This is a genomic window from Isoptericola sp. NPDC057653 (genome assembly GCF_042799955.1).
Lineage (GTDB): Bacteria > Actinomycetota > Actinomycetes > Actinomycetales > Cellulomonadaceae > Isoptericola.
The window spans coordinates 1,329,555-1,353,431 of the sequence record NZ_JBHVHP010000001.1 but is presented as its reverse complement, the minus strand read 5'-3'; the positions used below and the strand labels follow the sequence as shown (position 1 = coordinate 1,353,431).

At 74.1% G+C, this 23,877-nt stretch carries 20 protein-coding genes; 11 read left to right on the top strand and 9 right to left on the bottom strand.

Annotated elements, in window-relative coordinates; all coding sequences use genetic code 11:
* Positions 1-62 precede the first annotated feature (62 nt).
* The 5 genes from ACFU9A_RS06100 (at position 63) to ACFU9A_RS06080 (ending at position 5,283) form a co-directional block, all read left to right on the top strand.
* Entirely contained in the window at positions 63-401 is a 339-nt protein-coding gene (locus tag ACFU9A_RS06100; protein ID WP_430574363.1) for a PadR family transcriptional regulator, read from the top strand.
* Positions 398-886, top strand: a complete 489-nt coding sequence (locus tag ACFU9A_RS06095; RefSeq protein WP_430574362.1) for an HAAS signaling domain-containing protein — start codon at positions 398-400, stop codon at positions 884-886. The genes ACFU9A_RS06100 and ACFU9A_RS06095 overlap by 4 nt, the downstream gene beginning before the upstream one ends.
* A 125-nt stretch (positions 887-1,011) precedes the next feature.
* Positions 1,012-2,532 carry a family 43 glycosylhydrolase gene (locus ACFU9A_RS06090; protein ID WP_430574361.1) on the top strand — a complete coding sequence of 507 codons (1,521 nt, stop codon included), beginning with the start codon at positions 1,012-1,014 and terminating at the stop codon, positions 2,530-2,532.
* Positions 2,532-3,566: a LacI family DNA-binding transcriptional regulator gene (locus ACFU9A_RS06085; protein ID WP_430574360.1), complete on the top strand. Its 1,035-nt coding sequence runs from the start codon at positions 2,532-2,534 to the stop codon at positions 3,564-3,566. Before ACFU9A_RS06090 ends, ACFU9A_RS06085 begins: the two co-directional genes overlap by 1 nt.
* Positions 3,567-3,729: 163 nt before the next feature.
* Positions 3,730-5,283, top strand: coding sequence for a DUF4832 domain-containing protein (locus ACFU9A_RS06080; protein ID WP_430574359.1), 1,554 nt, complete (start codon positions 3,730-3,732; stop codon positions 5,281-5,283).
* Positions 5,284-5,290: 7 nt separating this feature from the next.
* Here ACFU9A_RS06080 and ACFU9A_RS06075 read toward each other — a convergent pair whose 3' ends face one another.
* From ACFU9A_RS06075 to ACFU9A_RS06060, 4 genes are all read right to left on the bottom strand, one after another.
* Positions 5,291-7,201: a DUF2264 domain-containing protein gene (locus ACFU9A_RS06075; protein ID WP_430574358.1), complete on the bottom strand. Its 1,911-nt coding sequence runs from the start codon at positions 7,199-7,201 to the stop codon at positions 5,291-5,293.
* Entirely contained in the window at positions 7,201-9,078 is a 1,878-nt protein-coding gene (locus ACFU9A_RS06070) for a heparinase II/III family protein (RefSeq protein ID WP_430574357.1), read from the bottom strand. Before ACFU9A_RS06070 ends, ACFU9A_RS06075 begins: the two co-directional genes overlap by 1 nt.
* A 2-nt stretch (positions 9,079-9,080) precedes the next feature.
* Positions 9,081-10,109: a hydroxyacid dehydrogenase gene (locus tag ACFU9A_RS06065; protein WP_430574356.1), complete on the bottom strand. Its 1,029-nt coding sequence runs from the start codon at positions 10,107-10,109 to the stop codon at positions 9,081-9,083.
* A 96-nt stretch (positions 10,110-10,205) separates the two neighbouring features.
* The gene (locus ACFU9A_RS06060) at positions 10,206-11,321 is read right to left on the bottom strand and encodes a substrate-binding domain-containing protein (RefSeq protein ID WP_430574355.1); all 1,116 of its coding nucleotides are present in this window, start codon (positions 11,319-11,321) and stop codon (positions 10,206-10,208) included.
* A 132-nt stretch (positions 11,322-11,453) separates the two neighbouring features.
* Here ACFU9A_RS06060 and ACFU9A_RS06055 point away from each other — a divergent pair, with 132 nt between their 5' ends.
* From ACFU9A_RS06055 to ACFU9A_RS06040, 4 genes are all read left to right on the top strand, one after another.
* Positions 11,454-12,788, top strand: coding sequence for an extracellular solute-binding protein (locus ACFU9A_RS06055; protein WP_430574354.1), 1,335 nt, complete (start codon positions 11,454-11,456; stop codon positions 12,786-12,788).
* A 4-nt stretch (positions 12,789-12,792) separates the two neighbouring features.
* On the top strand, positions 12,793-13,791 hold the full coding sequence (locus ACFU9A_RS06050; protein WP_430574353.1) for a carbohydrate ABC transporter permease: 999 nt from the start codon (positions 12,793-12,795) through the stop codon (positions 13,789-13,791).
* A gap of 2 nt (positions 13,792-13,793) precedes the next feature.
* Positions 13,794-14,702: a carbohydrate ABC transporter permease gene (locus ACFU9A_RS06045; protein ID WP_430574352.1), complete on the top strand. Its 909-nt coding sequence runs from the start codon at positions 13,794-13,796 to the stop codon at positions 14,700-14,702.
* A 258-nt stretch (positions 14,703-14,960) separates the two neighbouring features.
* Positions 14,961-15,530 (top strand): ATP-binding protein, encoded by a 570-nt coding sequence (locus ACFU9A_RS06040; protein ID WP_430574351.1) that lies wholly within the window; start codon positions 14,961-14,963, stop codon positions 15,528-15,530.
* Here the strand turns inward: ACFU9A_RS06040 and ACFU9A_RS06035 are convergent.
* The 5 genes from ACFU9A_RS06035 to ACFU9A_RS06015 form a co-directional block, all read right to left on the bottom strand.
* The gene (locus ACFU9A_RS06035; protein ID WP_430574350.1) at positions 15,515-16,972 is read right to left on the bottom strand and encodes a rhamnulokinase family protein; all 1,458 of its coding nucleotides are present in this window, start codon (positions 16,970-16,972) and stop codon (positions 15,515-15,517) included. The two genes, ACFU9A_RS06040 and ACFU9A_RS06035, sit on opposite strands and share 16 nt — an antisense overlap.
* Entirely contained in the window at positions 16,969-19,035 is a 2,067-nt protein-coding gene (locus ACFU9A_RS06030; protein ID WP_430574349.1) for a bifunctional aldolase/short-chain dehydrogenase, read from the bottom strand. Before ACFU9A_RS06030 ends, ACFU9A_RS06035 begins: the two co-directional genes overlap by 4 nt.
* Before the next feature lie 68 nt (positions 19,036-19,103).
* The gene (locus tag ACFU9A_RS06025; RefSeq protein ID WP_430574348.1) at positions 19,104-20,093 is read right to left on the bottom strand and encodes an alpha/beta hydrolase; all 990 of its coding nucleotides are present in this window, start codon (positions 20,091-20,093) and stop codon (positions 19,104-19,106) included.
* Between the two features lies 1 nt (position 20,094).
* Positions 20,095-21,276, bottom strand: a complete 1,182-nt coding sequence (rhaI, locus tag ACFU9A_RS06020) for an L-rhamnose isomerase (RefSeq protein WP_430574347.1) — start codon at positions 21,274-21,276, stop codon at positions 20,095-20,097.
* 202 nt (positions 21,277-21,478) lie between these two features.
* Positions 21,479-21,853, bottom strand: a complete 375-nt coding sequence (locus tag ACFU9A_RS06015) for an L-rhamnose mutarotase (protein ID WP_430574346.1) — start codon at positions 21,851-21,853, stop codon at positions 21,479-21,481.
* A gap of 89 nt (positions 21,854-21,942) precedes the next feature.
* Here ACFU9A_RS06015 and ACFU9A_RS06010 point away from each other — a divergent pair, with 89 nt between their 5' ends.
* Positions 21,943-22,962, top strand: a complete 1,020-nt coding sequence (locus ACFU9A_RS06010; protein WP_430574345.1) for a LacI family DNA-binding transcriptional regulator — start codon at positions 21,943-21,945, stop codon at positions 22,960-22,962.
* 420 nt (positions 22,963-23,382) lie between these two features.
* Complete coding sequence (locus tag ACFU9A_RS06005; protein WP_430574344.1) at positions 23,383-23,865, top strand: hypothetical protein; 483 nt, start codon at positions 23,383-23,385, stop codon at positions 23,863-23,865.
* The last annotated feature ends 12 nt before the right edge of the window (positions 23,866-23,877 follow it).

Sequence of the window (23,877 nt, the reverse complement as noted above, 5' to 3'; positions counted from 1 at the left end):
CCGTCCGGGGCTCTCGTCGGCCCGCTATCTTGCATCACAAGGGACCTGGTACCTTGTGTGGCATGGTACCGACGCCCGACGCCGTCCTCACCCAGCTCCGCAAGGGAGTCGTGGAGTACTGCGTCCTGGCCTGCCTGCGCTCGGGGCCTGCGTACGGGCTCGAGCTCGCCGAGCGCCTCGGCGACGCGAGCACCCTGCTGACCAGCGAGGGCACGCTGTACCCGCTGCTCTCCCGCCTGCGCCAGCAGGGCTGGGTCACGACGACGCAGGTCGCGTCGCCGGTGGGCCCGCCGCGCCGGTACTACGAGCTCACGACCGAGGGCCGGGCGGCGCTCGAGACGTTCACCGCCACCTGGTCCCGGTTCACCACCGACGTCCGCACGACCCTGGAGCCACGATGACCGCCGCCCCCGCGTTCCCGCCTCTGGTCGAGGCGTACCTCGCCGACCTCGAGCGCGCCCTCGCCTCGAGCGACCCGCGCGAGCGCGCCGAGACGCTCGCCGCCGTGCGCGAGCACGCCGCCGAGGCCCTGGCCCTGCACGGGGCCGACGACGCCGGCGCCCGCAGGGTGCTGGACGAGCTCGGCCCGGTGGACGACATCGCCGCCGCGTCGACGCCGGCCGCCTCCGGCCCGGGCGGCGGGCCCGCCGCGGCGCAGGCCCCGCGCACCCCCGCCGCGGACGTGTGGCTCGTGGTGCTCGCGGTGGCGTCGCTCGCCGTGTTCGTCGTGCCGCTCGTGGCCGCCGCGGCGGTCGTGTGGGCGGTGGTGCGGCTCCGCTCCGGAACCGGGAACCGCGGCCTGCAGCGGCTCGCGCTCGTCGTGGGCGCGGTCTCGTTCGCCGGCGCCCTGGCCCTCTACGTGTCGCACCTGGTCGCCGCGGGGTGAGCGGCCCGGCCGACGGGCGGCGCTCCGGGGTTCAGGTCGCGGGAGCCGGTCGCTAGGCTGGCCGTCGCGCGACGGTAACCGGTTTCCCGCCCGTCGCCGTCCCAGCGACGTGACGGAAGGCGACCATGACGAACTACGGCAACCCGGTCCTCGACGCGGACTGGCCGGACCCCGACGCCGTGCGCGTCGGGGACGACTACTGGCTGGTCGCGTCCAGCTTCCACCGCGCCCCCGGGCTGCCCGTGCTGCGCTCGCGCGACCTCGTGTCCTGGGAGCACGTCGCCAACGCGCTCCCCGCGCTGCCCCCGGCGGGCCACTACGCCCTCCCCCGGCACGGCTCGGGCGTGTGGGCGCCCAGCCTGCGCCACCACGACGGGCTCTTCTGGATCGTCTACCCCGACCCGGACCACGGCATCTTCGTCCTCACCGCCGCCGACCCGCGCGGCCCGTGGTCGGAGCCCTGGTGCCTGCTCCCCGGCCGGGGCCTCATCGACCCGTGCCCGCTGTGGGACGACGACGGCCGGGCCTACCTCGTGCACGGCTGGGCCAGGAGCCGGGCCGGGGTGAAGAACCGGCTCACCGTGGTCGAGGTGGACCCTGGCCTGCGCGGCGTCGTCGGGCCGGGGCGCACGGTGGTCGACGGCGACGAGCTGCCCGGCTTCCGCACCCTGGAGGGTCCCAAGCTGTACCAGCGCGACGGCTGGTACTGGATCTTCGCCCCGGCGGGCGGGGTCGCGACCGGCTTCCAGGTCGCCTTCCGGTCGCGGTCCGTGTGGGGGCCGTACGAGCACCGCGTCGTGCTCGCCCAGGGCGACACCCCGGTCAACGGCCCGCACCAGGGGGCCTGGGTGGACACGCCCGACGGCGAGGACTGGTTCCTGCACTTCCAGGACCGGGGCGTCTTCGGGCGGGTCGTGCACCTGCAGCCCATGCGCTGGGGCCCGGACGGCTGGCCGGTGCTCGGCGACGCGGGCCGGCCGGTGCTCACGCACCCCACCCCGGTCGCGGGCGCCGAGCCCGGCGAGCCCGTGCGCAGCGACGACTTCGCCGCCCCCGGCCTCGCGCCGCGCTGGCACTGGCAGGCCAACCCCGGACCCGGCTGGGCCAGGGCCGAGGGAGGCGGCACCCTGCGGCTGCCCGCCCAGCCGTCGCCGCGCGGGAACCTGCGGGACCAGGGCGCCGTCCTGTGCCAGCAGCTCCCCGGACGGCCGAGCACCTGGGAGACCCGCGTCGAGCTGGTCGGCGACGCCCCCGGCACCCGCGCCGGCGTCGCCGTCCTCGGCCGCGCGTACTCGTGGGCGGGCCTGGAGCGCACGCCCGCCGGCGTCGAGGTGACCGTGCGGCGCGGCGGCCCCCACGGCGACGAGGAGGTCGTCGCGCAGGAGCCCGTGCCGGGCGGCGGCCGGACCGTCGTCGTGCGCGCCGCCGTCGACGCCGCCGGCGTCGTCACCTGGGGCTGGCGCGACGCCGCCGACCCGGGGGCGCCGTGGCGCGAGCCCGCCCCCGGCTGGCAGGCGCACGAGGGGCACTGGGTCGGCGCGGAGGTGGGCCTGTTCGCGAGCGCGCCCCTCGGCGCGGACCTGCGCCCCGGCGACGGCGGCGCCTTCGGGCCGGTCCACGTCACCGCCGCCGGGAAGGAGGCCTGATGCCCCGGTCCGCGGCGCCGACGATCGACGAGGTCGCGGCCGCGGCGGGGGTGTCCCGCGCCACCGTGTCGCGCGTGATGAACGGCCGGTCCACCGTGGCCCCGGACATCGCCGAGCGGGTCCGCGGGGTGGCCCGCGACCTGCGGTACCAGCCCAGCCGGGTGGCGCGCAGCCTCTCCACCGGCCGCACCAACTCCGTCGCGCTCGTCGTGCCCGACCTCGCGAACCCGATGTTCCAGCAGATCCTGCGCGGCACGATGGCGGCCGCCGCGCCCCACGACTACCGCGTGCTCGTGGCCGAGACCGTGGAGAACGCCCGCGCCGAGGCCGAGGTCGCGCTCGAGGCGCGGCAGCGGTGCGACGCGCTCGTCCTCGCCGCGCCCCGCACGTCCGAGGACGAGCTGCGCGACCTGCTCCCCCGGCTGGAGCCGGTCGTCGTGGTCAACCGGCACGTGCCGGGCCGCACCGTGCCGTCCGTCCGCGTCGACTACGGCGCCGGCGTCCGCAGCATGGTCGACCACCTGGTGGCCCTGGGGCACCAGGAGCTGGCCTACGTCGCCGGCCCGCCGTCGAGCGCGTCGAACGCGCTGCGCGTGCGCGCCCTCGACGACGCGCGCGAGCGGCACCCCGGCCTGCGCGTCACGACCCTGCCCTGCGGCCCCACCGTCGAGGCCGGCTACCGCGTCGCGGACCGGGTGCTGGCGACGGACGCGACGGGCGTCGTCGCGTTCAACGACCTCGTCGCGTTCGGCCTGCTGGCGCGTCTCGACGAGGCCGGCGTGGCCGTGCCCGGCGACCTGTCCGTCGGCGGCTTCGACGACATCGAGCTCGCCCGGTACGCGACGCCGTCCCTCACGACGGCCGCGGTGCCGCAGGCCGACCTCGGCCGGCGCGCCTGGGAGCTGCTGCACGCGCGCGTGCTCGGGGTCGAGCGCAGCCGGCTCGGCGCGGAGGGCATCGCCCTGCACGTCACGCCCGGGCTGGTCGTGCGGGGCAGCACCGGGCCGGTGCCGCCCGCGCGGCGGCACGGGTGACCGGCGCGGACGTCGCGCCCGAGCGCGACCTGGGCCGTGCGGCGAGCCCGCGCCCGCGCGGGGCCTGTTCGCTTTGTGTGCGAGCCGTGCCGATCCCTTGACCCTCCCGAAGCCCGGACGGGAGCGTGACGTTCTCGCCATCGACTCACAGGAGAGATCACGGATGGGAACCACACAGGAATTCGGGCGGCGCACCGTCCTGGGCATGGGCGCGACCGGGGCGCTCGCGATGACGGCGGGGATCCTGCTGCCGTCGGGCGCGACGGCGGCGACCGCGCCGAGGTCCGGGACGCGGACCGCCGACACGACGTTCGCGCACGACCCCGAGCGCTTCCTTCGCAACCCGCTGAACGGGTGGGTGCTCTACAGCACGGCGACGGTCGCCGACGACTACTGGGAGCACTACGACAGCATGCAGGTGCCGGGCGTCGACGGCACCGTCAAGGTGTCGGACTACGCGCCGACGCTGTACATGCGCATCGCATGGTCGGTGCTCGAGCCCGAGGAGGGCGTGTACGGCTGGGACACGGACGAGAAGCTCGTGTGGATGCTCGCCGAGGCGAAGAAGCGCCGCATGCGGCTCGCGTTCCGCGTGGTCGTCGACAGCCGGGACAAGCCCCGCGGCTTCACCCCCGACTACGTGCGCGCGGCCGGCGCGCAGGGCTACGAGTCGAAGACCGGCGACGTGACGCTGTGGTCGCCGTACCCCGACGACCCGGTCTTCCAGCAGAAGTACGAGACGTTCCTCGAGGCGCTGGCCGCCCGGTTCGGGGACCCCGACGAGATGGACTTCATCGACGGGTACGGGCTGGGGCTGTGGGGCGAGGGGCACACCATGAAGTACCTCGACAGCGCCCACCGCGAGGCGGTGTTCCATTGGAGCGTCGACCTGTTCACGCGCCTGTTCCCGAACGTGCCGCTGGCCGTCAACTACCACCGCCTCATCGGCGCCGAGACCGGCTGGGGCGCCGCGGACCCGAAGAGCCGCGAGCTGCTCGACTACGCGTACGACAAGGGCTGGATCCTGCGGCAGGACGCGTTCGGCATGACGACCTACTACGGGCAGTGGGAGCGGGAGGTCGCCGGCGCGTGGCTGTACAAGCGGCCGATCGTCATGGAGGGCGGCTGGGTGACCGGCAGCCACTCGTTCTCTGACGACCCGCGCGGCTACGAGACGGCGGCCGACGTGCGCCAGGGCGAGTTCGACGACTCGCAGCAGGCGCACGTCAACTCGATGGACTTCCGCGTGGGCGAGACCGACTCCTGGTTCGAGGAGTGCTTCGACCTCGTGAAGGAGTTCAACGCCGAGGGCGGCTATCGTCTGTACCCGCAGAGCGTCACCGCGCCGGCGACCGTGGCACCGGGCGCGTCGACGACGATCGCGCACACGTGGGCGAACGCCGGGTGGGCGTTCTTCCCCAGCGACCTGCCGCAGTGGCACGGCAAGTACCAGGTGGCGTTCGCGCTGCTCGACCGGTCGGGCCGGGCCGTCGAGGTGTACGCCGACGACACGATCCCGACGCACACGTGGCGCGAGCGGCACGCCTACGAGTACACGTCGACGCCGACGGTCGGCCACGTCGCGAAGGGCCGTTACCGGTGGGGCGTCGCGATCGTCGACACGACGCGCGGCGACGCACCGGCGATCGAGCTCGCGACGTCCGCCGAGACCACCGACAGCGGCTGGCTCGTGATCGGCGGCGTGACCGTGGCCTAGGGCCCGGTCACGCCGGGAGCACCGGCCAGAGCCACGTCGCGAGGTCGACCTCCTGCTCTGCGCCGGTGCCCCAGCGGGCGGTGACGGTGGTGCCCGAGACGGCGACCGTCACCGCCCCCTCCAGCGGCCGCGGCCGGGCCGACAGCGCGTGCAGGCTCACGAGCACGGTGTCGCCGGCGCCGACGGACCCGTGCAGCACGGGGACCGCCGAGGCAGGGCCGAACGCGTCGGACCCGGTCGACGCCACCAGCGACGACGACGCCCACCCGGCGAGGCCGACGACCGCGCCGGTCAGCCCGTCGGCGTTCGTGACCGCCGCGGCCAGGCCCGCCGACGTCCCCCGCGGGGCCGTGTCCCCCGCGACCTGCCAGCCGCCCTCGCGCACGGGCCAGGCACGGTCGCTCCGCACGAGGTGGGCGCGCAGCTCGAGGTCGCCCTCGACGATCGTCGCGCTCACGACGGTGACGCCCGGGAAGGGGACGCCGTCGCGCTGCGGCACGTGCGCCGACGCGGCGACCGGCCCCTCGGCGCGCATCGCGCGGAGGACGCCGCGCCTGCTGGCCCGCCCGTCGTCGCCGACGAGCGCGAGGTGACCGTCGACGCCCTCGTCCCACGCCGGGCCCGTGCCCGGCGCCGTGTGCGTCGAGTAGCCGAGCTTCGCGTAGTGCGGGTCGTCGGGGTCGGGCCGCGTGGGCTCGACGGGGATCTCGCAGTGGTCGCTGCCGTGGTTCACCAGACGCACGATGCCGTCGCTCTGCGGCCGCACGATCCACCCCGCCGCGGCGATCGTGCGGGGCCGCGGCGCGTGCGGCTCCTCGCGGTCGGTCCACACCGGGGCCTCGTCCGGTAGGGCGAGCCCCAGGAACCCGATGCCGGCGAGGTAGGAGGACCCGAACCCGCTGTAGGTCTGCGCGATCGGCTCGTGCGGGCGGCGCCAGCCGAGGTCGAGCGGCGCGTCGACGCCGACCCCGTCGTCCACGAACCGCCGCAGCACCCCCGACGTGAGGGCGCGCGTCTGCCCGGGCGTCAGCGCGCTGGCGCCGGCGAGCTCGGCGCACCACACCGCGGCGAGCGCCGCCGTGCGGTAGGTGAGCGAGCGGCCCACGTGCAGCAGGGAGCCGTCGGGCGCGACGAGGTCGGCGAACGACGCGCTGAACGCGTGCAGGCGCTCGCGGTGCCTGCGCCCCTCGGGGGCGTCGGTGCGCCCCGTCATCTCGTACCAGGCCCACAGGTAGGGGTGGATGGCCCACGCGTTGTAGTGGTCGATCGCGTGCTCGGGCCCGTCGGTGTACCAGCCCTGCTCGAGGTACCACGACTCGACGCGGGCGACGTTGCGCTCGCCGGTGCAGCCCGAGGTGTCCTCGCCGACGGACCGCAGGAAGCCCTCGGCCATGGCGGGGAACAGCTGCCAGTTGTTGTGCCACACCTCGAGGCGCGCGTGGTGGCGCAGCCACGCGGCGACCTGGCGCTGCTCGGGCCGGGTGAGCCCTGCCCACAGCCGGTCGCGGCTGACGTGCAGGCCGAAGGCGAGGTTCGCCGCCTCGACGATGTTGTTCGTGACGCCCGTGATCGGCGCCCGGCAGGTGACGCCGAGCGGCCACGCCTCCGGGCCGTCGGGGTCGGTGCCCGCCAGCAGGGCGCGCGCGTACCACTCGAGCACGTCGTCGGACCGGGGCCCCGAGGTGCCCGCGACCAGCGGCGCGGCCAGCAGGAACGAGCGGCCGACGGCCTCCATGCTCTCCCGCCGCGCGCCGTCGCCCGTCACGCGGCCGGGCAGCCGGGTGGCGGCGCCGAGCGGGCTCGAGAAGCGCCGCACCTGGTCGAGCCAGCGGTGCCCGGTGGCGACCCAGTGGTCGCGGGTCCATCCCGTGACGGGCGAGAGCGCGCGGTCGTCGGGCGGCAGGACGAAGGGACCCATCACGCCCTCCGCACGACGACGCGGGCCGTACCCTCGGCACCGGCGGGCGCCGTGAGGACCGTCCGGTGCACGGCCGCGCCCCAGGCGCGTACGAGGCGCGTGTCGGCGGGGTCGACGTCGACGCGCTCGGTGGCGACGGCGAGGCCGTCGTCGATCGCGACGAGCGCCGGGCCCACCGCGAGGCCGCCCGCGACGGGCCGTGGCTCGTCGGCCGTCATGAGCACCAGCCGCATCTCGCCCTCGCCGGCGAACCGCCAGGCGTCGTCGATGCGCACCTCGCCCTCCTTCCGGTCGAGCGCGACCACGCGCGCGAGCGACGTCAGCCCCGCCTCCGCGGGGTACGCGGCGGTGAGGTCCGTGCTCAACGAGGCGACGGCCCCGTCGTCGGCGAACGCCGTGCCCGTCGCGCGGAACTCGCGGCCGTGCCGCTGCTCGACGCCGTCGGGCAGGGGCACGCTGTGCCAGGCGCTGCGCATGGTCCAGATCGTGTAGCGCGCGCCCGGCAGGAACGTGTCCCGGACGTAGTCGCCCACGCCCACGTCGATGAGCACGGGATGCCCGTCGAGCGAGACGACGAGGCCGCCCGCGTCGTTGTGGTTGTGGCTGACGTCGTTGTGGCCGCCCTTCACGGCGAGCGCCAGGCCCACGGCGTCGTGCGCGCGCTCGCGGGCGACGGCGACCTCGGTGCCGGGGGCGTACCAGGAGGCGGGCATGCCGGGCTCGGACGGCCCCGCCTCCTCCCAGCCGGGGTCCCGCAGCGCGGCGAGCGTGCGCAGGAACAGCGGCGCGAGCTGCCCGTCGAACCCCAGCGGGTGCGCGCGGCCCATCCACCGCGCGTGCCGGACGACCTCGCCGTCGCCGACGCGCTCGCCGAAGCGCGCGAGCAGGTGCCACACCGCGTTCGGCGGGTGGGCCGGGGACCCGTCCGAGAAGTTCACCTGGTGCTCGGCGTCGAGCTGCATCGCCTGGGGGAAGCGGCTCATCGCCGCGACGGGCGGCACCGCGAACCCGTCGTAGGCCCCGCCGGTGGCCCGCTCGACGACGTCGAGCGCCTCGAACAGCGTGGCGCCGGCCCACCACCAGTAGGTGGCGCCCTCCTCGCAGCTGCCGTCGTCGGCGTACCCCGCGCGGAAGCGGTCGAGGATCACGAGGGCGCGCTCGACGGTGCGCTCGACCGCCGCGCGGTCGGTCTCGACCACCATGGTGCAGGCGAGCACGTTCGACACGATCCACGGCGCCCAGTTGTTCGGCGGGCGGCCGTCCTCGCCCTCGGCCCAGAAGTACGCGTCGCGGTCCCAGGGGTCGAGCACGCGGCGGCGGATCTCGTGGTGCACCCGGGCGCGGATGCCGGGGAACGCGGCGTCGAGGGCGTCGCCCGCCAGCCGGTCGACCGCGGCGAGCATGCCGCCCACGTAGCCGCAGGACAGGTCGAGCACGTCGCGACCGGGCACGGGCAGCGGCGGGCGCTCGCCCGTCCCGGGCAGCGCGTAGTGCGAGGGAAGGCACCAGGCGGTGAGCTCGCACAGCCGCCACACGGCGTCGGCGAGGCGCGGCGCCCACGCGGCGCCGTCGCCCGTCGCGCCCCACGCGAGCGTCGCCGAGGCGACCTCGGCCAGCAGCGCGCGCTGCGCCCGCTCGTAGGGCGCGCGCTCGCCGGTCGCGGCGTAGTGCGCCCACAGGGTGAGGGTCGGCGCCCGGGCGGCCGCGGCGTCGCGCCACGCGTCGGCGGCCGCGAGCAGCGCCGCCCGGTCGGCGTCGCCGACGCGCGACCAGCCGTCGCGGTCGGTCACGGGCGGCGCGGGGACCCACCGGTCCGGGTCCAGGGCGGCACGGGCGCCGGGGGTGAACCGGCCGAGGAACGACGTCGGGGCGGCCACGGCTACGCGATGACGGCCAGGTGGCGGCCGGTGATCGGTTCGGCGAACGCGCCCGTCGCGCCGAAGCGGACCACCTCGTCGACGATGTGCGCGGCGAGCCGGGAGTTCTCGTTGCCGACCGAGCCCGCGAGGTGCGGGGTCAGGAAGGTGTTGGGCGTCGACCACAGCCGGTCGCCGGCCGGGAGCGGCTCGCGCTCCGTGACGTCGAGCAGCGCGACGAGGTCGCCGCGGTCGAGGCGGTCGGCGAGCGCCTGCTCGTCGACGAGCTCGCCGCGGGCCGTGTTGATGAGGGTCGCGCCGGGGCGCATCCGCTCGATGAGGTCCCGGCTGATCATGCCGCGCGTCGAGGGCAGCGACGGCGCGTGCAGCGTCACCACGTCGCTCGTCTCGACGAGCTCGCCGAGCGTCACGACCTCGACGCCCAGCGCCCGCCGCCGCTCGTCGTCGAGGGTCGGGTCCGACACGACCACCTCGACGTCGAGGGTCGCGAGCCGGTCGAGCAGCAGGCGCCCCACGTGCGAGGCGCCGACGACGCCCACCCGGATGCCGTGCGCCCCGATGCCGGGCCAGGCGCGGGCCGAGTCGGGCTGGCGTCCGAGCACGCGGTACTCCTCGCTCGCCCACAGCACGCGCTTCGCCGCGAGGACCACCATCGCCAGCGCGAACTCGGCGACGGGGACGGCGTTGGCGCCCGCGCTCGAGGCCACGGCCACCCCGCTGTCGAGCAGGTCGTCGGTCACGACGGGGCGCACCGTTCCCGCGGAGTGCGCGACCGCGACGAGCGAGGGCAGCGCGTCCCGCACCTCGCCTGCGAGGACGGGGGTGCCCCATCCGGTGATCACGACCTCGGCCTCGGCGAGGAGCGCGCGGTCACGGGGGTCCGTGGGGTCGAGCGGCCCGGGCGCCAGGAGGCGCAGGCGGGGGTCGTCGACGAGCCGCGCGACCTCAGTGGCGTCGAAGACGCTCGAGAACGTGCGGTCGGGCATGAGGAACGCGACGGTGCGTCGCGCGTCGTCCTCGGGGTACGGCATGTCGGCCTCTCCTTCGTCTCCGACGGCGGGACCCACGAAAGGCGACGGCGAGGAACGCGGTCAAGCCCAACGGTTCAAACGAACATCAGTCGCACATCACCGCGGGGACCCGGTGGACCGGCGCGGCACGAGGTTCGGGCGCAGCGTCACGTGGCGCGAGGTGAGCACCCGTTCGGCCGTCGTCGACACGCGGTCGAAGAGCATGCCCGCCGCGACCCAGCCGACGTCGCGCTTGGGCGGCCCCACCGCGGTCAGCGGGACGGCGGCCAGGGAGGCGACCTCGTCGTCGTAGGCGATGACCGACAGGTCGCCCGGGATCGACAGACCCATCGCGAGGGCCGCCTCGACGAACTCCACGGCGTAGCGGTCCGAGTGCACGAACACCGCGGTGACGCCCGCGGCGAGCGCCCGTCCGAGGTACGCGGTGCTCTGTTCGCGGATCCCCTGCCGATGGTCGATGACCTCCACCGCGCCGACGTCCTCCAGCCCGAGGACCCGGAGCGCGCGGTCGAACCCGGTGCGCAGGTGCGGCATCGTGGGCGTCTCGAACGTCACCATGCCCACACGCCGGTGGCCCAGCTCGACGAACAGGCGGATCGCGACGACGGCCCCCGCCGCGTGGTCGGTGCGCACCAGGTCGAGCGCCCCCGCGTGCACCGCGTCGTCGAGCGACCGCTCCACCACGACGACGGGCACCGGCGAGTCGATGAGCTGCCCGAACGTCTCGAGCTCGTCGTTCGTGCTCGACGTGACGAGCAGCCCGTCGACGCCGCGCTCGATCATCCGCTGGACCTGGGCGCGCTCACGCTCGGGGTCGTAGTCGGAGATCCCCAGCACGAGCCGGCCGCCCATCGTCCGCACGCGCTCGACGGCCCCGTCGACGATCGCCGGGAAGTAGTAGCCGGGGTCGGGCACCACGAAACCGAAGGTGAACAGCGGCTCGTTCGCGACGGGCACCGGCCCCGTCGACGACCGCGGCGGCGGGCGGTGGCCGGCCGTCGTCACGTCGGACCGCTCGGGCCGCACCGCGTCGTCGACGGGCACCGCCCCCCCGTGCACCCGGCGCAGCATGGCCCGGTCGGCGAGCTCGCCGAGGTCGCGCCGCACCGTCATGGCCGAGATCCCCATGCGCTGGGCGAAGTCGGTCGCCGAGAGGCTGCCGTGCAGCCTGAGCTCCGCCAGGATGCGCGCCTGCCGCTGTGTCAGATCCACCGAACCCCCATGTTCGATTTCTGATCGAATGACTACGGAGGCTTGACCCTACATCCGCGGCGCTCCGAGGATGAGGCGCTGTTCCGGCCACCGTCGACGATGGCGGACGCACGTAGCGATGGAGGTACGTTCATGCGCACACCCGCGCCCTTCTCCCGCCGGGCCTTCCTCGGCGGCATGCTCACGACCGCAGGGATGTCCGCCCTCGCGCTCACGGGCTGCTCCACCCACTCGTTCAGCGGCAAGGCGAAGACGATCACCGTCATGACCGTGTCGAGCGAGGTCACCGACGATCTGCTCGCCGCCTGGGAACAGGCGCACCCGGACATCGGGCTCTCGTTCATCAACTTCGACCAGGTGCGCCTCAACTCGATGATCGCGGCGGGCAACCCGCCCGACGTCGTGCGGGCGACCGGAGCGTCGCAGTCGGCCTACTACGCCGCCCGCGGCCTGTCGCACCCGCTCGACGACTACATGAGGGCGTCGAGCGTCGTGCGGTACGACGACCTCGCCGTCGTGAACGACGTGTGGCGCTGGGACGGGTCCGTGCAGGGCCAGGGCCAGCACTACGGCATGACCAAGGACTGGTCACAGGACTTCATGTACTGGATCAGCACCCGCATGTTCGAGGAGGCGGGCCTCGCGATCCCCACGGCCGACAAGCCCCTCACGTACGACGAGCTGCTCGAGCACGGCCGGGCCATGACGTCCCGCAAGGGCGGGCGCGTGACCCGGTACGGGCTGTTCAACACGGCCCCGTCCGTCGCCTCGATCTCGCAGATGGTCGCGACGGCCGGCGGCACGCTCTACAACGACGACCTGTCGGTGATCGACTTCACCTCGCCCGAGGCGCGGCGCGCGATGCAGTGGTTCGTCGACGTCGCGAGCGAGAAGGTCGGCTACACGCTGGTCGACGTCAGCCCCGAGGGCTGGGACTGGCCCGCGTTCCAGGCGCAGCGCCTCGCGATGGACGGCGCCGGCTACTGGATGACGGGCACGATCACCCCCGAGGACGAGGTCGGGCAGTACGCCCGGCTCGTGCCGGCCCCGATGATGGGCGGCACCCGCATCAGCCCCACGCGCGCCGCGACCGGGTTCTGGATCGCCGCGGACTCGAGGATGAAGGACGAGGCGTGGCAGTTCATCGAGTGGTTCTGCGGCGGCGGTCCCGCGGCCGACCGCGCGAGGCTCGGCGGCGGGATCCCGCCGATCAACAGCCTGTACGACTCGCTGCCGCAGGAGAGCCCTCTGCAGAAGCAGGCGTACGACACGCAGATGAACGAGCTGCAGTACCTGCAGGCGATCCCCGCGTCGCCGTTCATCGACCCCACTGCCATCGACGCGTCGCTCTCCGACAAGTTCGCCCGCGTCGTGCGCGGCGACATGACCGTCGGCCAGTGGGCCGACGCGACCACGACGTCCGTCAACGCGCTGCTCGCCAACGGCGCCTCGCTCGTAGGGATGTGACCGCATGACCGTTCTCACCTCGGAGCAGGCGACCGCGCAGGTCGCCGCTCGCCCGAAGGGCACGAGGACCCCGAGGGCCCGCTCGTCGCTCGCCCGCCGCAAGGAGGGCCGCGCGTTCTACGCCTTCATCTCGCCGTGGCTCGTCGGCACGATCCTGCTGACGCTGTTCCCGCTGGTCTACGCGTTCGCGATCAGCATGACCAACTGGGACGGCATCTCGCCGTCGTTCTCGTGGGTGGGCCTGCGGAACTACCGCGACGTGCTGACGGATCCCGACACCTGGGCGAGCCTCGGCCGCACGGGGCTGCTGGCCCTCGTCGTCGTGCCGATCACGATCGTCGGCAGCCTGCTGCTGGCGATCCTGCTGAACCAGAAGGTGCGCGGACGCACCTGGTTCCGCATGTACATCTACCTGCCGGCCATCGTGCCGCCGGTCGCGGCCACCCTCACGTGGAAGCTGATCTTCGACCGCGACACGGGCGCGCTCAACGCGTTCCTCGCGACGCTCGGCGTCGACGCGATCGACTGGTTCAACGGCGACGCCGTCTTCGGCGTCCTGATCTGCGTGATGCTGTGGGGCATCGGCGCCGGCGTGATCATCAACCTCGCCGCGCTGCAGGACGTCTCCCAGGAGCTGCTCGAGGCCGCGACGCTCGACGGCGCGAACGCGTCACAGCGGTTCTGGCACATCACCCTGCCGGCGATCTCGCCCGTCATGCTGTTCCAGACGATCACGGTGACGATCGGTGCGCTGCAGACCTTCGTGCCCGCGCTGCTCCTGTCGCCCGCCGCCGGCGCGGCCGCGATCACCGCGGTCCCCGAGGCCAACCAGATCTACATGATCGACGTCTACGCGAAGTACTTCGCGTTCTCGCAGTACGGCCCGGCGTCCGCCATGCTCTGGCTGTTCTTCCTGGCCATCCTCGTCGTCACCGTCCTGACGTTCCGCATCGGCGGGCGCACGGTGTTCTACGCGGTCGACCCGTCCGAGGAGGGGCGCTGACCATGCCCGAGACCCTGACGATCCCGTCCGCGGACCCCGCGGCGACCGCGGAGACCACGACGACCTCCGGGGTGCCCCGCAGGCCGCACGGGAAGCGGCGCGCGCGGCCCGGGGTGTTCCTCGCCCTGACGATCATCTCGATCGTCCTGCTGCTGCCCTTCCTGCTCCTCGTCATCACCTCGCTCAAGTCGGGCGACCAGCTCTCGAGCGCCGACTTCGTGTGGTTCCCGGTCCCGGCAGCGGTCGAGAACTTCGTGAGCGTCTTCACCGAGGAGCCGTTCGCCGTCTACGCGCTGAACTCGGTCTTCCTCGCGACGATCTCGGGCGTGCTCTCGACGTTCTTCTCGGCGCTCGTCGGGTACGGCTTCGCCCGCCTGCGCGGCCCCGGCAAGAAGTTCATGTTCGGGGTGCTGATCTCGATGATGCTCGTCCCCGGCATCGTCACCCTGATCCCCACGTACCTGCTGTTCTCGCAGATCGGCCTCGTCGGCACCTACTGGCCGTGGGTGCTGTGGGGCATCTCGGGGTCGCCGTTCATGATCTTCCTCTACCGGCAGTTCTTCGCGGGGCTGCCCCGCGAGCTCGAGGAGGCGGCCACGCTCGACGGGTGCTCGCGGTTCGGCACCTTCATGCGCATCTTCCTGCCGGTGTCGAAGCCCATCATCGTGACCGTGTTCGTGCTGTCGTTCACGGGCGTGTGGGGCGACTTCATCACCCCGAACCTCATGCTCAACTACGACAACACGACCCTGGCCGTCGCCCTCGCGTCGGGCTACGTCAACGACCAGGGCTTCCCGCTCAACAACCTCATCGCGGCCGCGTCGATCCTGTACGTCGTGCCGATGATCGTCGTGTTCCTCTTCGCGCAGCGCAGCTACGTGGCGGGCTTCGCGACCGCGGGCATCAAGTAGCCGCGGCGCCGGCCTCCGCCGACGACGACCGAGGCCCGGTCGGCCCCCTGACGGGGGCCGACCGGGCCTCGACCCATGTCCTCGCAGGTCAGCGGCGTCGGCGCAGGTCAGCGGCGCGCGCGGGGCGAACCCGTGCAGCGCGCGCGGGGGGCGGTGGCGGGCAGTAGGGTCGACGACGGACTTCGGCCGCGGGCGCGGCCGCGCGGCACCTTCCACCCCGGACGACACAGGAGGCGGCATGGCTGAGGACGTGCGTCGGTGACCCCCGTCGAGGCCTGGCCTCCCGGGCGGCTCGACGTCGTCGGGTCGTGGACGCTGCGTACCGTCGACGAGCTCTCGGACGTGCGCTCGGAGCTGGAGACACGGCTGCCGTGCGACTGTCCCGCCGCCCGCGTGGGGCCGTCCCCCGCCGCGGGTGGGCTGTCCGGCACGCAGCGCATGGTGCTGGTCGCGAGCGAGCTCGTGGCGAACGCGCTGGAGCACGCGCGCCCGCCGGTCGTGGCGCGGCTGCTGTGCGACGGCGACGTCGCCGTGCTCGACGTCGTCGACCGCAGCCCCGAGGCGCCCCCGGTCGTCCCGGAGGGCCGCGAGCCCGGCGAGGGCGGGCACGGGCTGCGGCTCGCCGCGACCGTCGCGGACCGCGTCGGCTGGTACCGCGCCGGCGGGGAGAAGCACGTGTGGGCGCAGTTCACCGTCCCCGCGCCGCAGGCGGGCGCCGCTCCCGGCCACGGCCCCGGTCACGCACAGGTCCACGTCCATGGGCAGGGCCACGCGCCGGGCCACCGCCTCACGACCGCCGCCTCGGCACCGTCCTACCGCGGCAGGTAGCGCTCGGGCGGAAAGGCCGCGGCGACGATCGCGCGCAGGTCCTCCAGGTCCCCGTCCACGAGCCCCCGCGCGCGGGCCTGGACCAGCAGGTTCCCGATCGCCGTCGCCTCGACCGGACCGGCCACGACCGGCAGCCCGGAGCGGTCGGCCGTCGCCTGGCACAGCAGCGTGTTCTGCGCGCCGCCCCCCACCACGTGGATGGCCGCGACCGGCCGGCCGGCCAGCCGGGCCGCCGTCGCGACGGCGTCCGCGAACGCCTGCGCGAGGCTCTCCACGATGCTGCGCACGTACTCCCCGCGGGTCGCCGGCACCGGCCGGCCGTGCTCGCGGCACCAGTCCGCGATACGGCCGGGGACGTCGCCCGGCGGCAGGAAGCGCGGGTCGTCCACGTCGAACACGGTCACCGGGCCGGTGACGCGCGCCGCCTCGGCCAGCAGCTCCTGCAGGGTGCTCGACCGCTGGGCGTCCGTGGACTCCCGCTCCCACGTGCGGATCGACTCGGACAGCAGCCACAGCCCCATGACGTTGTGCAGGAAGCGGGTGCGGCCGTCCACGCCGCCCTCGTTGGTGAAGCCGGCCACCCGCGCGTCCTCCGTGAGCACGGGGGCGTCGAGCTCGAGGCCGACCAGCCCCCACGTGCCGCAGGAGACGTACGCGGCGTCCCGCTCGGTCGCGGGCACCGCGACGACGGCCGAGGCCGTGTCGTGGGAGCCGACGGCCGTGACCTCCAGGGCCCGGCCCACGTGCTGCGCGACGTCCGGCCGCAGCACGCCGAGCGGCGCCCCGGGGTCGACGAGGGGCGGCAGGATGCCCGCCGGGATCCCGACGAGGTCGGCGAGGCCCGTGTCCCACTCCCCCGTGCGCGGGTCGAGCAGCCCGGTCGTGGAGGCGTTGGTGCGCTCCGCCGCCTCGGCGCCGGTGAGCCAGTACGCCAGCAGGTCGGGCACCAGCAGCACGCGGTCGGCGAGGTCGAGCAGCGGCCCCTCCGTCGCGAGCTGGAACACCGTGTTGAACGGCAGGTGCTGCAGGCCGTTGCGGGCGTACAGCGCCGCGGCGTCGACCCGGGGGTGCACCCGCTCCACGCCGGCCGCGGTGCGCCCGTCGCGGTAGTGGTACGGCGCGCCGAGCAGCCGCCCGGCGCGCAGCAGCCCGTAGTCCACGGCCCACGAGTCGATCCCGACGCCGAGCACCTCCCCCGGCGCCTCCCGCTCGGCCGCGGCCAGCCCGTCCAGCACCTGGCGGTAGAGCTCCAGCAGGTTCCAGTGCAGGCCGTCGGGGGTGCGCACCGGGTCGTTGGGGAACCGGGCCACGTGCTGCAGCCGCAGGCCGCCGGGGCCCGCCGCGGGGTCGAAGCGGCCGAGGATCACCCGACCGCTGGTGGCGCCCAGGTCGACGGCGGCCAGGACGCCCGCGCGCGCCGGGCCCGGGGTCGCGCCGGTCACCGCAGGAACGCCTGCGCCACGCCGGCGTCGACGGGCACGTGCAGGCCGGTGGTGTGCGAGAAGTCGGGCGTGCACAGCGCGAAGACGGCGTTCGCGACGTGCTCGGGCAGCACCTCGCGCTTGAGCAGCGTGCGCTGGGCGTAGAACGCGCCCAGGTCCTGCTCCTCGATGCCGTACGTCTTGGCGCGGTTGGCGCCCCAGCCCGAGGCGAAGATGCCCGACCCGCGCACCACACCGTCCGGGTTGATGCCGTTGACCTTGATGCCGTGCTCGCCGAGCTCGGCGGCCAGCAGCCGCACCTGGTGCGCCTGGTCGGCCTTGGTGGCCGAGTACGCGATGTTGTTCGGTCCCGCGAACACGGAGTTCTTCGACGAGATGTAGACGATGTCGCCGCCGAGCTTCTGGTCCACGAGGATGCGCGCCGCGTTCTTGGCCACGAGGAACGAGCCCTTGGCCATGACGTCGTGCTGCAGGTCCCAGTCGGCCTCGGTGGTGTCGAACAGCGACTTGCTCAGCGACAGGCCCGCGTTGTTCACGACGATGTCGACGCCGCCGAACGCGAGGACGGCCTCGGCGAGCGCGGCCTGCACCGCGGCCTCGTCCGCGACGTTCGCCGCGAGGCCCACCGCGACGTCGGCCGAGCCGATCTCGGCGGCCGCGGCCTGCGCCTTCGCCAGGTCGAGGTCGGCGACGACGACGCAGGCGCCCTCCGCCGCGAGGCGGGTCGCGATGGCCTTGCCGATGCCCGACGCCGCGCCGGTGACGAACGCGATCCGGGTCGCGAGCGGCTTCGGCCTCGGCTTGCGCTGCAGCTTCGCCTCCTCGAGCGCCCAGTACTCGATGCGGAACTTCTCCGACTCGTCGATGGGGGCGTACGTGGACAGCGCCTCGGCGCCGCGCATCACGTTGACGGCGTTGACGTAGAACTCCCCCGCGACGCGCGCGGTCTGCTTGTCCGCGCCGTAGGAGAACATGCCGACGCCCGGCACGAGCACGATCGCCGGGTCCGCGCCGCGCATGGCGGGCGGCTCCTCGCCGCGGGCGCGGGCCTCGGCGGCGCCGCGCTCGTAGTAGGCCGTGTAGTCGGCGCGGTACGCCTCGTGCAGCTCGGGCAGCCGCTCGACGACCTCCGCGACCGTCGCGGTGGCGGGCAGGTCCACGACCAGCGGCTTCACCTTGGTGCGCAGGAAGTGGTCGGGGCAGCTCGTGCCGAGGGCGGCGAGGCGCGGGTGCTCGGCGTGCGCCAGGAAGTCGAGGACGACGTCGGCGTCGGTGAAGTGGCCCACCTGCGGCCGGTCGTGCGACGCGACGGCGCGCAGGTGCGGGGCGAGCGCGGCCGCCTTCGCGCGGCGCTCGTCCTCGGGCAGGGCGGCGTACCCGTCGAGCGCGGGGCCGAACGGCTCCGGGCTCCCGTGCTCGGCGATGTACGCGGCCGCGGTCTCGATGATCCACAGCGAGCTCGCCTCGGCCTCCTCGGCCGTGTCGCCCCACGCGGTGATGCCGTGCCCGCCGAGCACGGTGCCGATCGCGTCCGGGTGCGCGGCCTTGAGCTCCGCGATGTCGAGCCCGAGCTGGAAGCCGGGCCGGCGCCACGGCACCCACAGGACCTTGCCGCCGAAGACCTTCTGCGTGAGCTCCGGGCCGTCGGCCGCGGTGGCGATCGCGATGCCCGCGTCCGGGTGCAGGTGGTCGACGTGCGCGGCGTCGACGAGGCCGTGCATGGCCGTGTCGATGCTGGGCGCGGCGCCGCCCTTGCCGTGCAGGCAGTAGTCGAACGCGGCCACCATCTCGTCCTCGCGGTCCACCCCCGGGTAGACGTCGACCAGCGCGCGCAGGCGGTCGAGGCGCAGGACGGCGAGGCCGGGCGCGGTGAGGGTGCCGAGGTCGCCGCCGGAGCCCTTGACCCACAGCAGCTCGACGTCCTGGCCGGTCACCGGGTCCTGCGCGGTCCCCTTGGCGGACGTGTTGCCGCCGGCGTAGTTGGTGTTCCTCGGGTCGGCGCCCAGGCGGTTCGACCGCGCCACGAGGGCCTCCACGGTCGGGTTCGTGGTCTCGTTCGTCATCGGTGCTCCGGGGATCGGTCCGTCGGCCGACGGACGTGAGTGGGTGCGGGTGCGGGGAGGGCGACGGGTCAGCGCGGCGGCTCGTGCGCGGTGCCGACCAGCGCGTCGCCGGTCAACCAGGCGGCGAACCGCGCGAGGGTGCGCGCGCAGCCGGGGTGGTCGGGCTGGTTGAGGTGCCCGTGCGTCGTGCCGTCCTCGCGGTCGACCATGACGTCCACCCCCGCGGCGGCGAGCTCGGCGGCGTAGGCCTCGCCGCCGGAACGCAGCGCGTCGTGGTCGGAGTTGACGATCAGCGTGGGCGGCAGGCCGCGCAGGTCGTGACCGCCGGGGAACGCGTAGGGCGAGGTCGCCGGGCCGTCGTGGCCGAGGTAGTTCGCGTTCATCGCGCGCACCGCCGCCGGCGGGAAGTCCTTCTCCGGCGGCAGGGCGGCGATCTTCGCGGCGAGCTCGGCGCTCGGCACCGGCAGCTCCTGGTGCGTCACCGGGTAGGCGAGCACGACGCTGCGGGGCGCGCCGGCGTCGACGCCGGGGACGCCGGGGACGCCGGGGACGCCGGGGACCTCGCCGTCGCGCAGGCGCAGCGCCGCCCCGGCGGCGAGGTCGCCGCCCGCGCTCGCCCCGCCGAGGGACCAGCGGCCGGCGGGGACGCCGAGGCTCGCGGCCACCGGGCCGGTCGAGGTGGCCGACGCCCACGCGAACGCGAACGCCACCTCCTCGGACGGCACCGGGAACCGCACGCCGCCCGCGCCGGGCTCCGCCTCGGAGGCGCGGTAGTCGATCGCCGGGACGAGGCGGTACTCGACGCTCACGACGGCGACGCCCGCCGCGGCCAGGCCGCGCGCCACGCCGTCGGCCTCGGGCATCTCCAGGTCGCCGTGCACGAACGCGCCGCCGTGCGCCCACACCAGGCCCGCCACCGGCGCCCCGGCCGGGACGTAGACGCGGACGCGCAGGTCGCCGTGCGGCCCGTCGAGCACGCGGTCGGAGACCGTCACGGCGTCCGGGCCGGCGCCCGCCCGGGGGGTGCCGGCGGTGGCGCCGGTCGCCGTCGTCGTCATCTCAGGCGCCCCAGCCGGCCTGCGTGCCGCCCACGCGCTCGGCGGCGATCTTCGCCAGGTAGCCGGAGGCCGCGAACGCCCGCATGGGCTCGGGGTCGAGGCCCTGCTCCGTGCGCAGGTCGGCGAGCAGGCCGCGGACGTCCGTGTTGTACGCGTCCATGAGCACGCCGTTCGCGCCGAGCACGTCGCCCGACCGCTGCGCGGCGTCGAGGGCGTCGGCGTCGACGAGCAGCGCCTTGGCCGTGGCCTCCTGGACGTTCATGACCGAGCGGATCTGGCCGGGGACCTTGTCCTCGACGTTGTGGCACTGGTCGAGCATGAAGTTCACCCCCGACTCCGGGCGCAGCGCGTCGGCCTCCACGATCTCGTGCATGATCCGGAACAGCTGGAACGGGTCCGCGGCGCCGGCCATGAGGTCGTCGTCCGCGTAGAAGCGCGAGTTGAAGTCGAAGGCGCCGAGCCGGCCCTGACGCAGCAGCTGCGCCACGATGAACTCGATGTTGGTGCCGGGCGCGTGGTGGCCCGTGTCGAGCACGACCTTCGCCTTCTCGCCGAGGGCGAGGCAGTGCAGCAGCGAGGTGCCCCAGTCCGGCACGTCCGTGTGGTAGAACGCCGGCTCGAAGAACTTGTACTCGAGCACCATGCGGTGGTCGTCGTCGAGCTCCGCGTAGATCGCCGCCAGCGACTCGGCGAGCCGGTCCTGGCGGGCGCGGATGGAGTCCTGCCCCGGGTAGTTGGTGCCGTCCGGCAGCCAGATCTTCAGCTCCTGGGACCCCGTGGCACGCATGACGTCGATGCACTGCACGTGGTGGGCCACGGCCTTGCGCCGCACGGCCGGGTCGGCGTGGGTGAGCGAGCCGAGCTTGTAGTCGTCGTCCTGGAACAGGTTCGAGTTGATCATCCCGATGGTCACGCCGTGCTCCTTGGCGTGCCGGGCCAGGTCGGCGAAGTCGTCGACCAGGTCCCACGGGACGTGCAGGGAGACCCGCGGCGCGATGCCGGTGTAGGCGTGCACCTGCGCGGCGTCGGCGATCTTCTCGTACGGGTCCCGCGGGGTCCCCGGCGAGCCGAAGACCTTGAACCGGGTGCCCGAGTTCCCGAACGCCCACGAGGGCAGCTCGATGGTCTGCTCGCCGAGGGCCTTGCGCAGCCGTGCGTCGAGCACGGGCGTCGTCGCCGTCATGTCTCCTCCTCGTCCGCGCTCCGTCACGCGGTGCTGTGGCGCCCGTCGTGCGGCCGCGCTTTGAATCGTTTCATACCCTAGGCGGGTGCCCCGGCGGCGTCAACCGCCCGCTCAGGATCGGTCATCGGCCCCGCGACCGCCCGCGCGACCCGTCAGGGCCGGCGGCGGGTCGACGCGGCGCCGGTCCTGACCGCCGCACGGGTCAGCCGGCGCGGCGCGCGGCGTCGAGCTGCGCCTCCAGGTGGAACACCTCCTCGAGCTGGACGAAGCCCTCGTCGGGCCGGCCCTCGGAGGGCTCGAAGAACCCCTGCATCGCGGCCTGCCAGCGCTCGTTCACCTCGCGGGCGGCCATGTCCCGCTGCGCGCGCTCGTAGTCGTCCGTGCGCAGCACGCCGACCAGCAGCCCGTCGGCGCCGAGGAACAGGCGGTAGTCGCGCCAGCCGGTCTCGGCGAGGGCCTCGAGCATCTCGGGCCAGACGGCGGCATGGGCCGCCCTGTACTCGTCCAGCCGGTCGCGCCGCACCCGGGACACGAAGCAGACGTGCGTCGTCGCACCGTCGTCTGTGAAACGGTTCATACGATGAACCTAGCAACACCGGACCACGCACAGGTACCTCTACGCTGGAGCCCAGGCGTGACGAGGCGCCCGAACCACGAGGAGCACACATGACGACGACCGCCCCCCGCCGCCGCGCGTCGATCAGCGACGTCGCGCGCCAGGCCAAGGTGTCGGTCGGCACCGTCTCCAACGTGCTCAACCGCCCGGACCGGGTGTCCCCCACCACCCGCGAGCGCGTCCTCGCCGCGATCGACGACCTGGCCTTCGTGCCCAACGGCTCCGCCCGCCAGCTCCGCGCCGGCACGCTCACGACGGCGGGCGCCATCGTGCTCGACGTCTCCAACCCGTTCTTCACCGACGTCGCCCGCGGCATCGAGGACCGGCTGGAGGAGGCGGACTACACCCTCATGCTCGCCAGCTCCGACGAGAACCCGGAGCGCGAGGCCCGCTACCTGCGCCTGTTCGAGGAGCACGGCGTGCAGGGCGTCATGGTGGTGCCCGCCACGGACGACGTCGAGCACCTCGAGACGCTCCGCGGCCGCGGGCTGCGCGTGGTGCTGCTCGACCGGCCGTCGCCCGTCGGGACGCTGTCGTCGGTGGCCGTCGACGACAAGGCGGGCGCCGGGGCCGCCGCACGCCACCTCGTCGAGCTGGGCCACGAGCGCATCGCCTTCCTCAACGGCCCGCACACGATCCGCCAGTGCGCCGACCGCAGCGAGGGCCTGCGCGACGCGCTCGTCGAGCTGGGCCTCGACCCCGGCGAGGCGCTCGTCGAGATCACCGTCGCGACCCTCAACGCCGACGGCGGTCAGGCCGGCACGGAGCAGGTGCTCGGCCTCGCGGACCGCCCCACGGCCACGATGTGCGTCAACGACCTCACCGCGCTGGGTGCCCTGCGCACGCTGCGCGCCGCCGGGGTGCCGGTGCCGTCGGGCATGGCCGTGGTCGGCTACGACGACGTCGCCTTCGCCGGCGAGCTGGCCACGCCGCTGACGTCGGTGCGCCAGCCCACGCACCAGCTCGGCCACCGCGCGGCAGACCTCCTCCTCGACCCGGAGGACACCGTGGAGCAGGTGACGTTCCAGCCCGAGCTGGTCGTCCGGGAGTCCACGACCGGGGTGGGCTGACTTCACCGCCCACCTGCCGACCGTGCACCCGCGCTCGGGCGCGCCGGCCCACCGAGCGCCGGTGAGTGCCGACCATCCGGACTTTGAACACCTCGAAGCAGGCAACAGAACCTATCCGACATAAGGTGGGTTATCGGTCATGAACGCGTGCGAGTTGCACCTGATGCAAGAACTCGCACCTAACGACGATTTCCACGCCTGTGCAGGTCAGGGCATCGGTCGCCCCGTCGTAGCATCGCCAGACTCTCTGCGGCGCGTGCCATGTCGCCGCAGTTCACCGCAGGTTTCGTGCATCTGATGCAGGATTCCTCGGAGGGATGGAGTGGTTGACCATCCTTCTGGCAGTACGTGTCGAGTTCACCCGGGTGACCAATTGCTTGCCTCCGGCCGCACCATCCGCGGCGACCGTAGCCTCTCGCCATGAAGCGAACCATCGCCCTGGTGGGGGCCGCCGCACTGCTCGCGCTCAGTGGCTGCTCGACGCCTACACCGGCACCGGCACCACCTGCGTCGTCAGAGCCGCCGGCGACGATCGAGGCGGAACTGACCATGAACGTGATCGTCAACGACGACGGCACCGTGTCGGTAACCGCTGAATCGAACCTGCCCGACGGTACAGAGCTCGGCGGCGCGGTGTTCGAGGAAGGCGCCTTCATGGCCCAAGACCCACAGGTGTTGCAGGACGGTAGGGCCGAGTTCGGGCCGTTCTCCGACGGCGGCGGGCCACTGCCCTCCGGCACCTACGACGTGAGCGTGACTATGCCGATCGCAAGCAACCAGCCCGAGGACGTGCAGGCGATCATCGGGAACACCGGGGAGAACCTGACTGGCCCACTGGTCAGCACCGAAACCATCACCGGGGACGCCGTGGTCGCGGTCAACGACCAGCTCGTCGTTCCGTGACCAAGTGAGGCA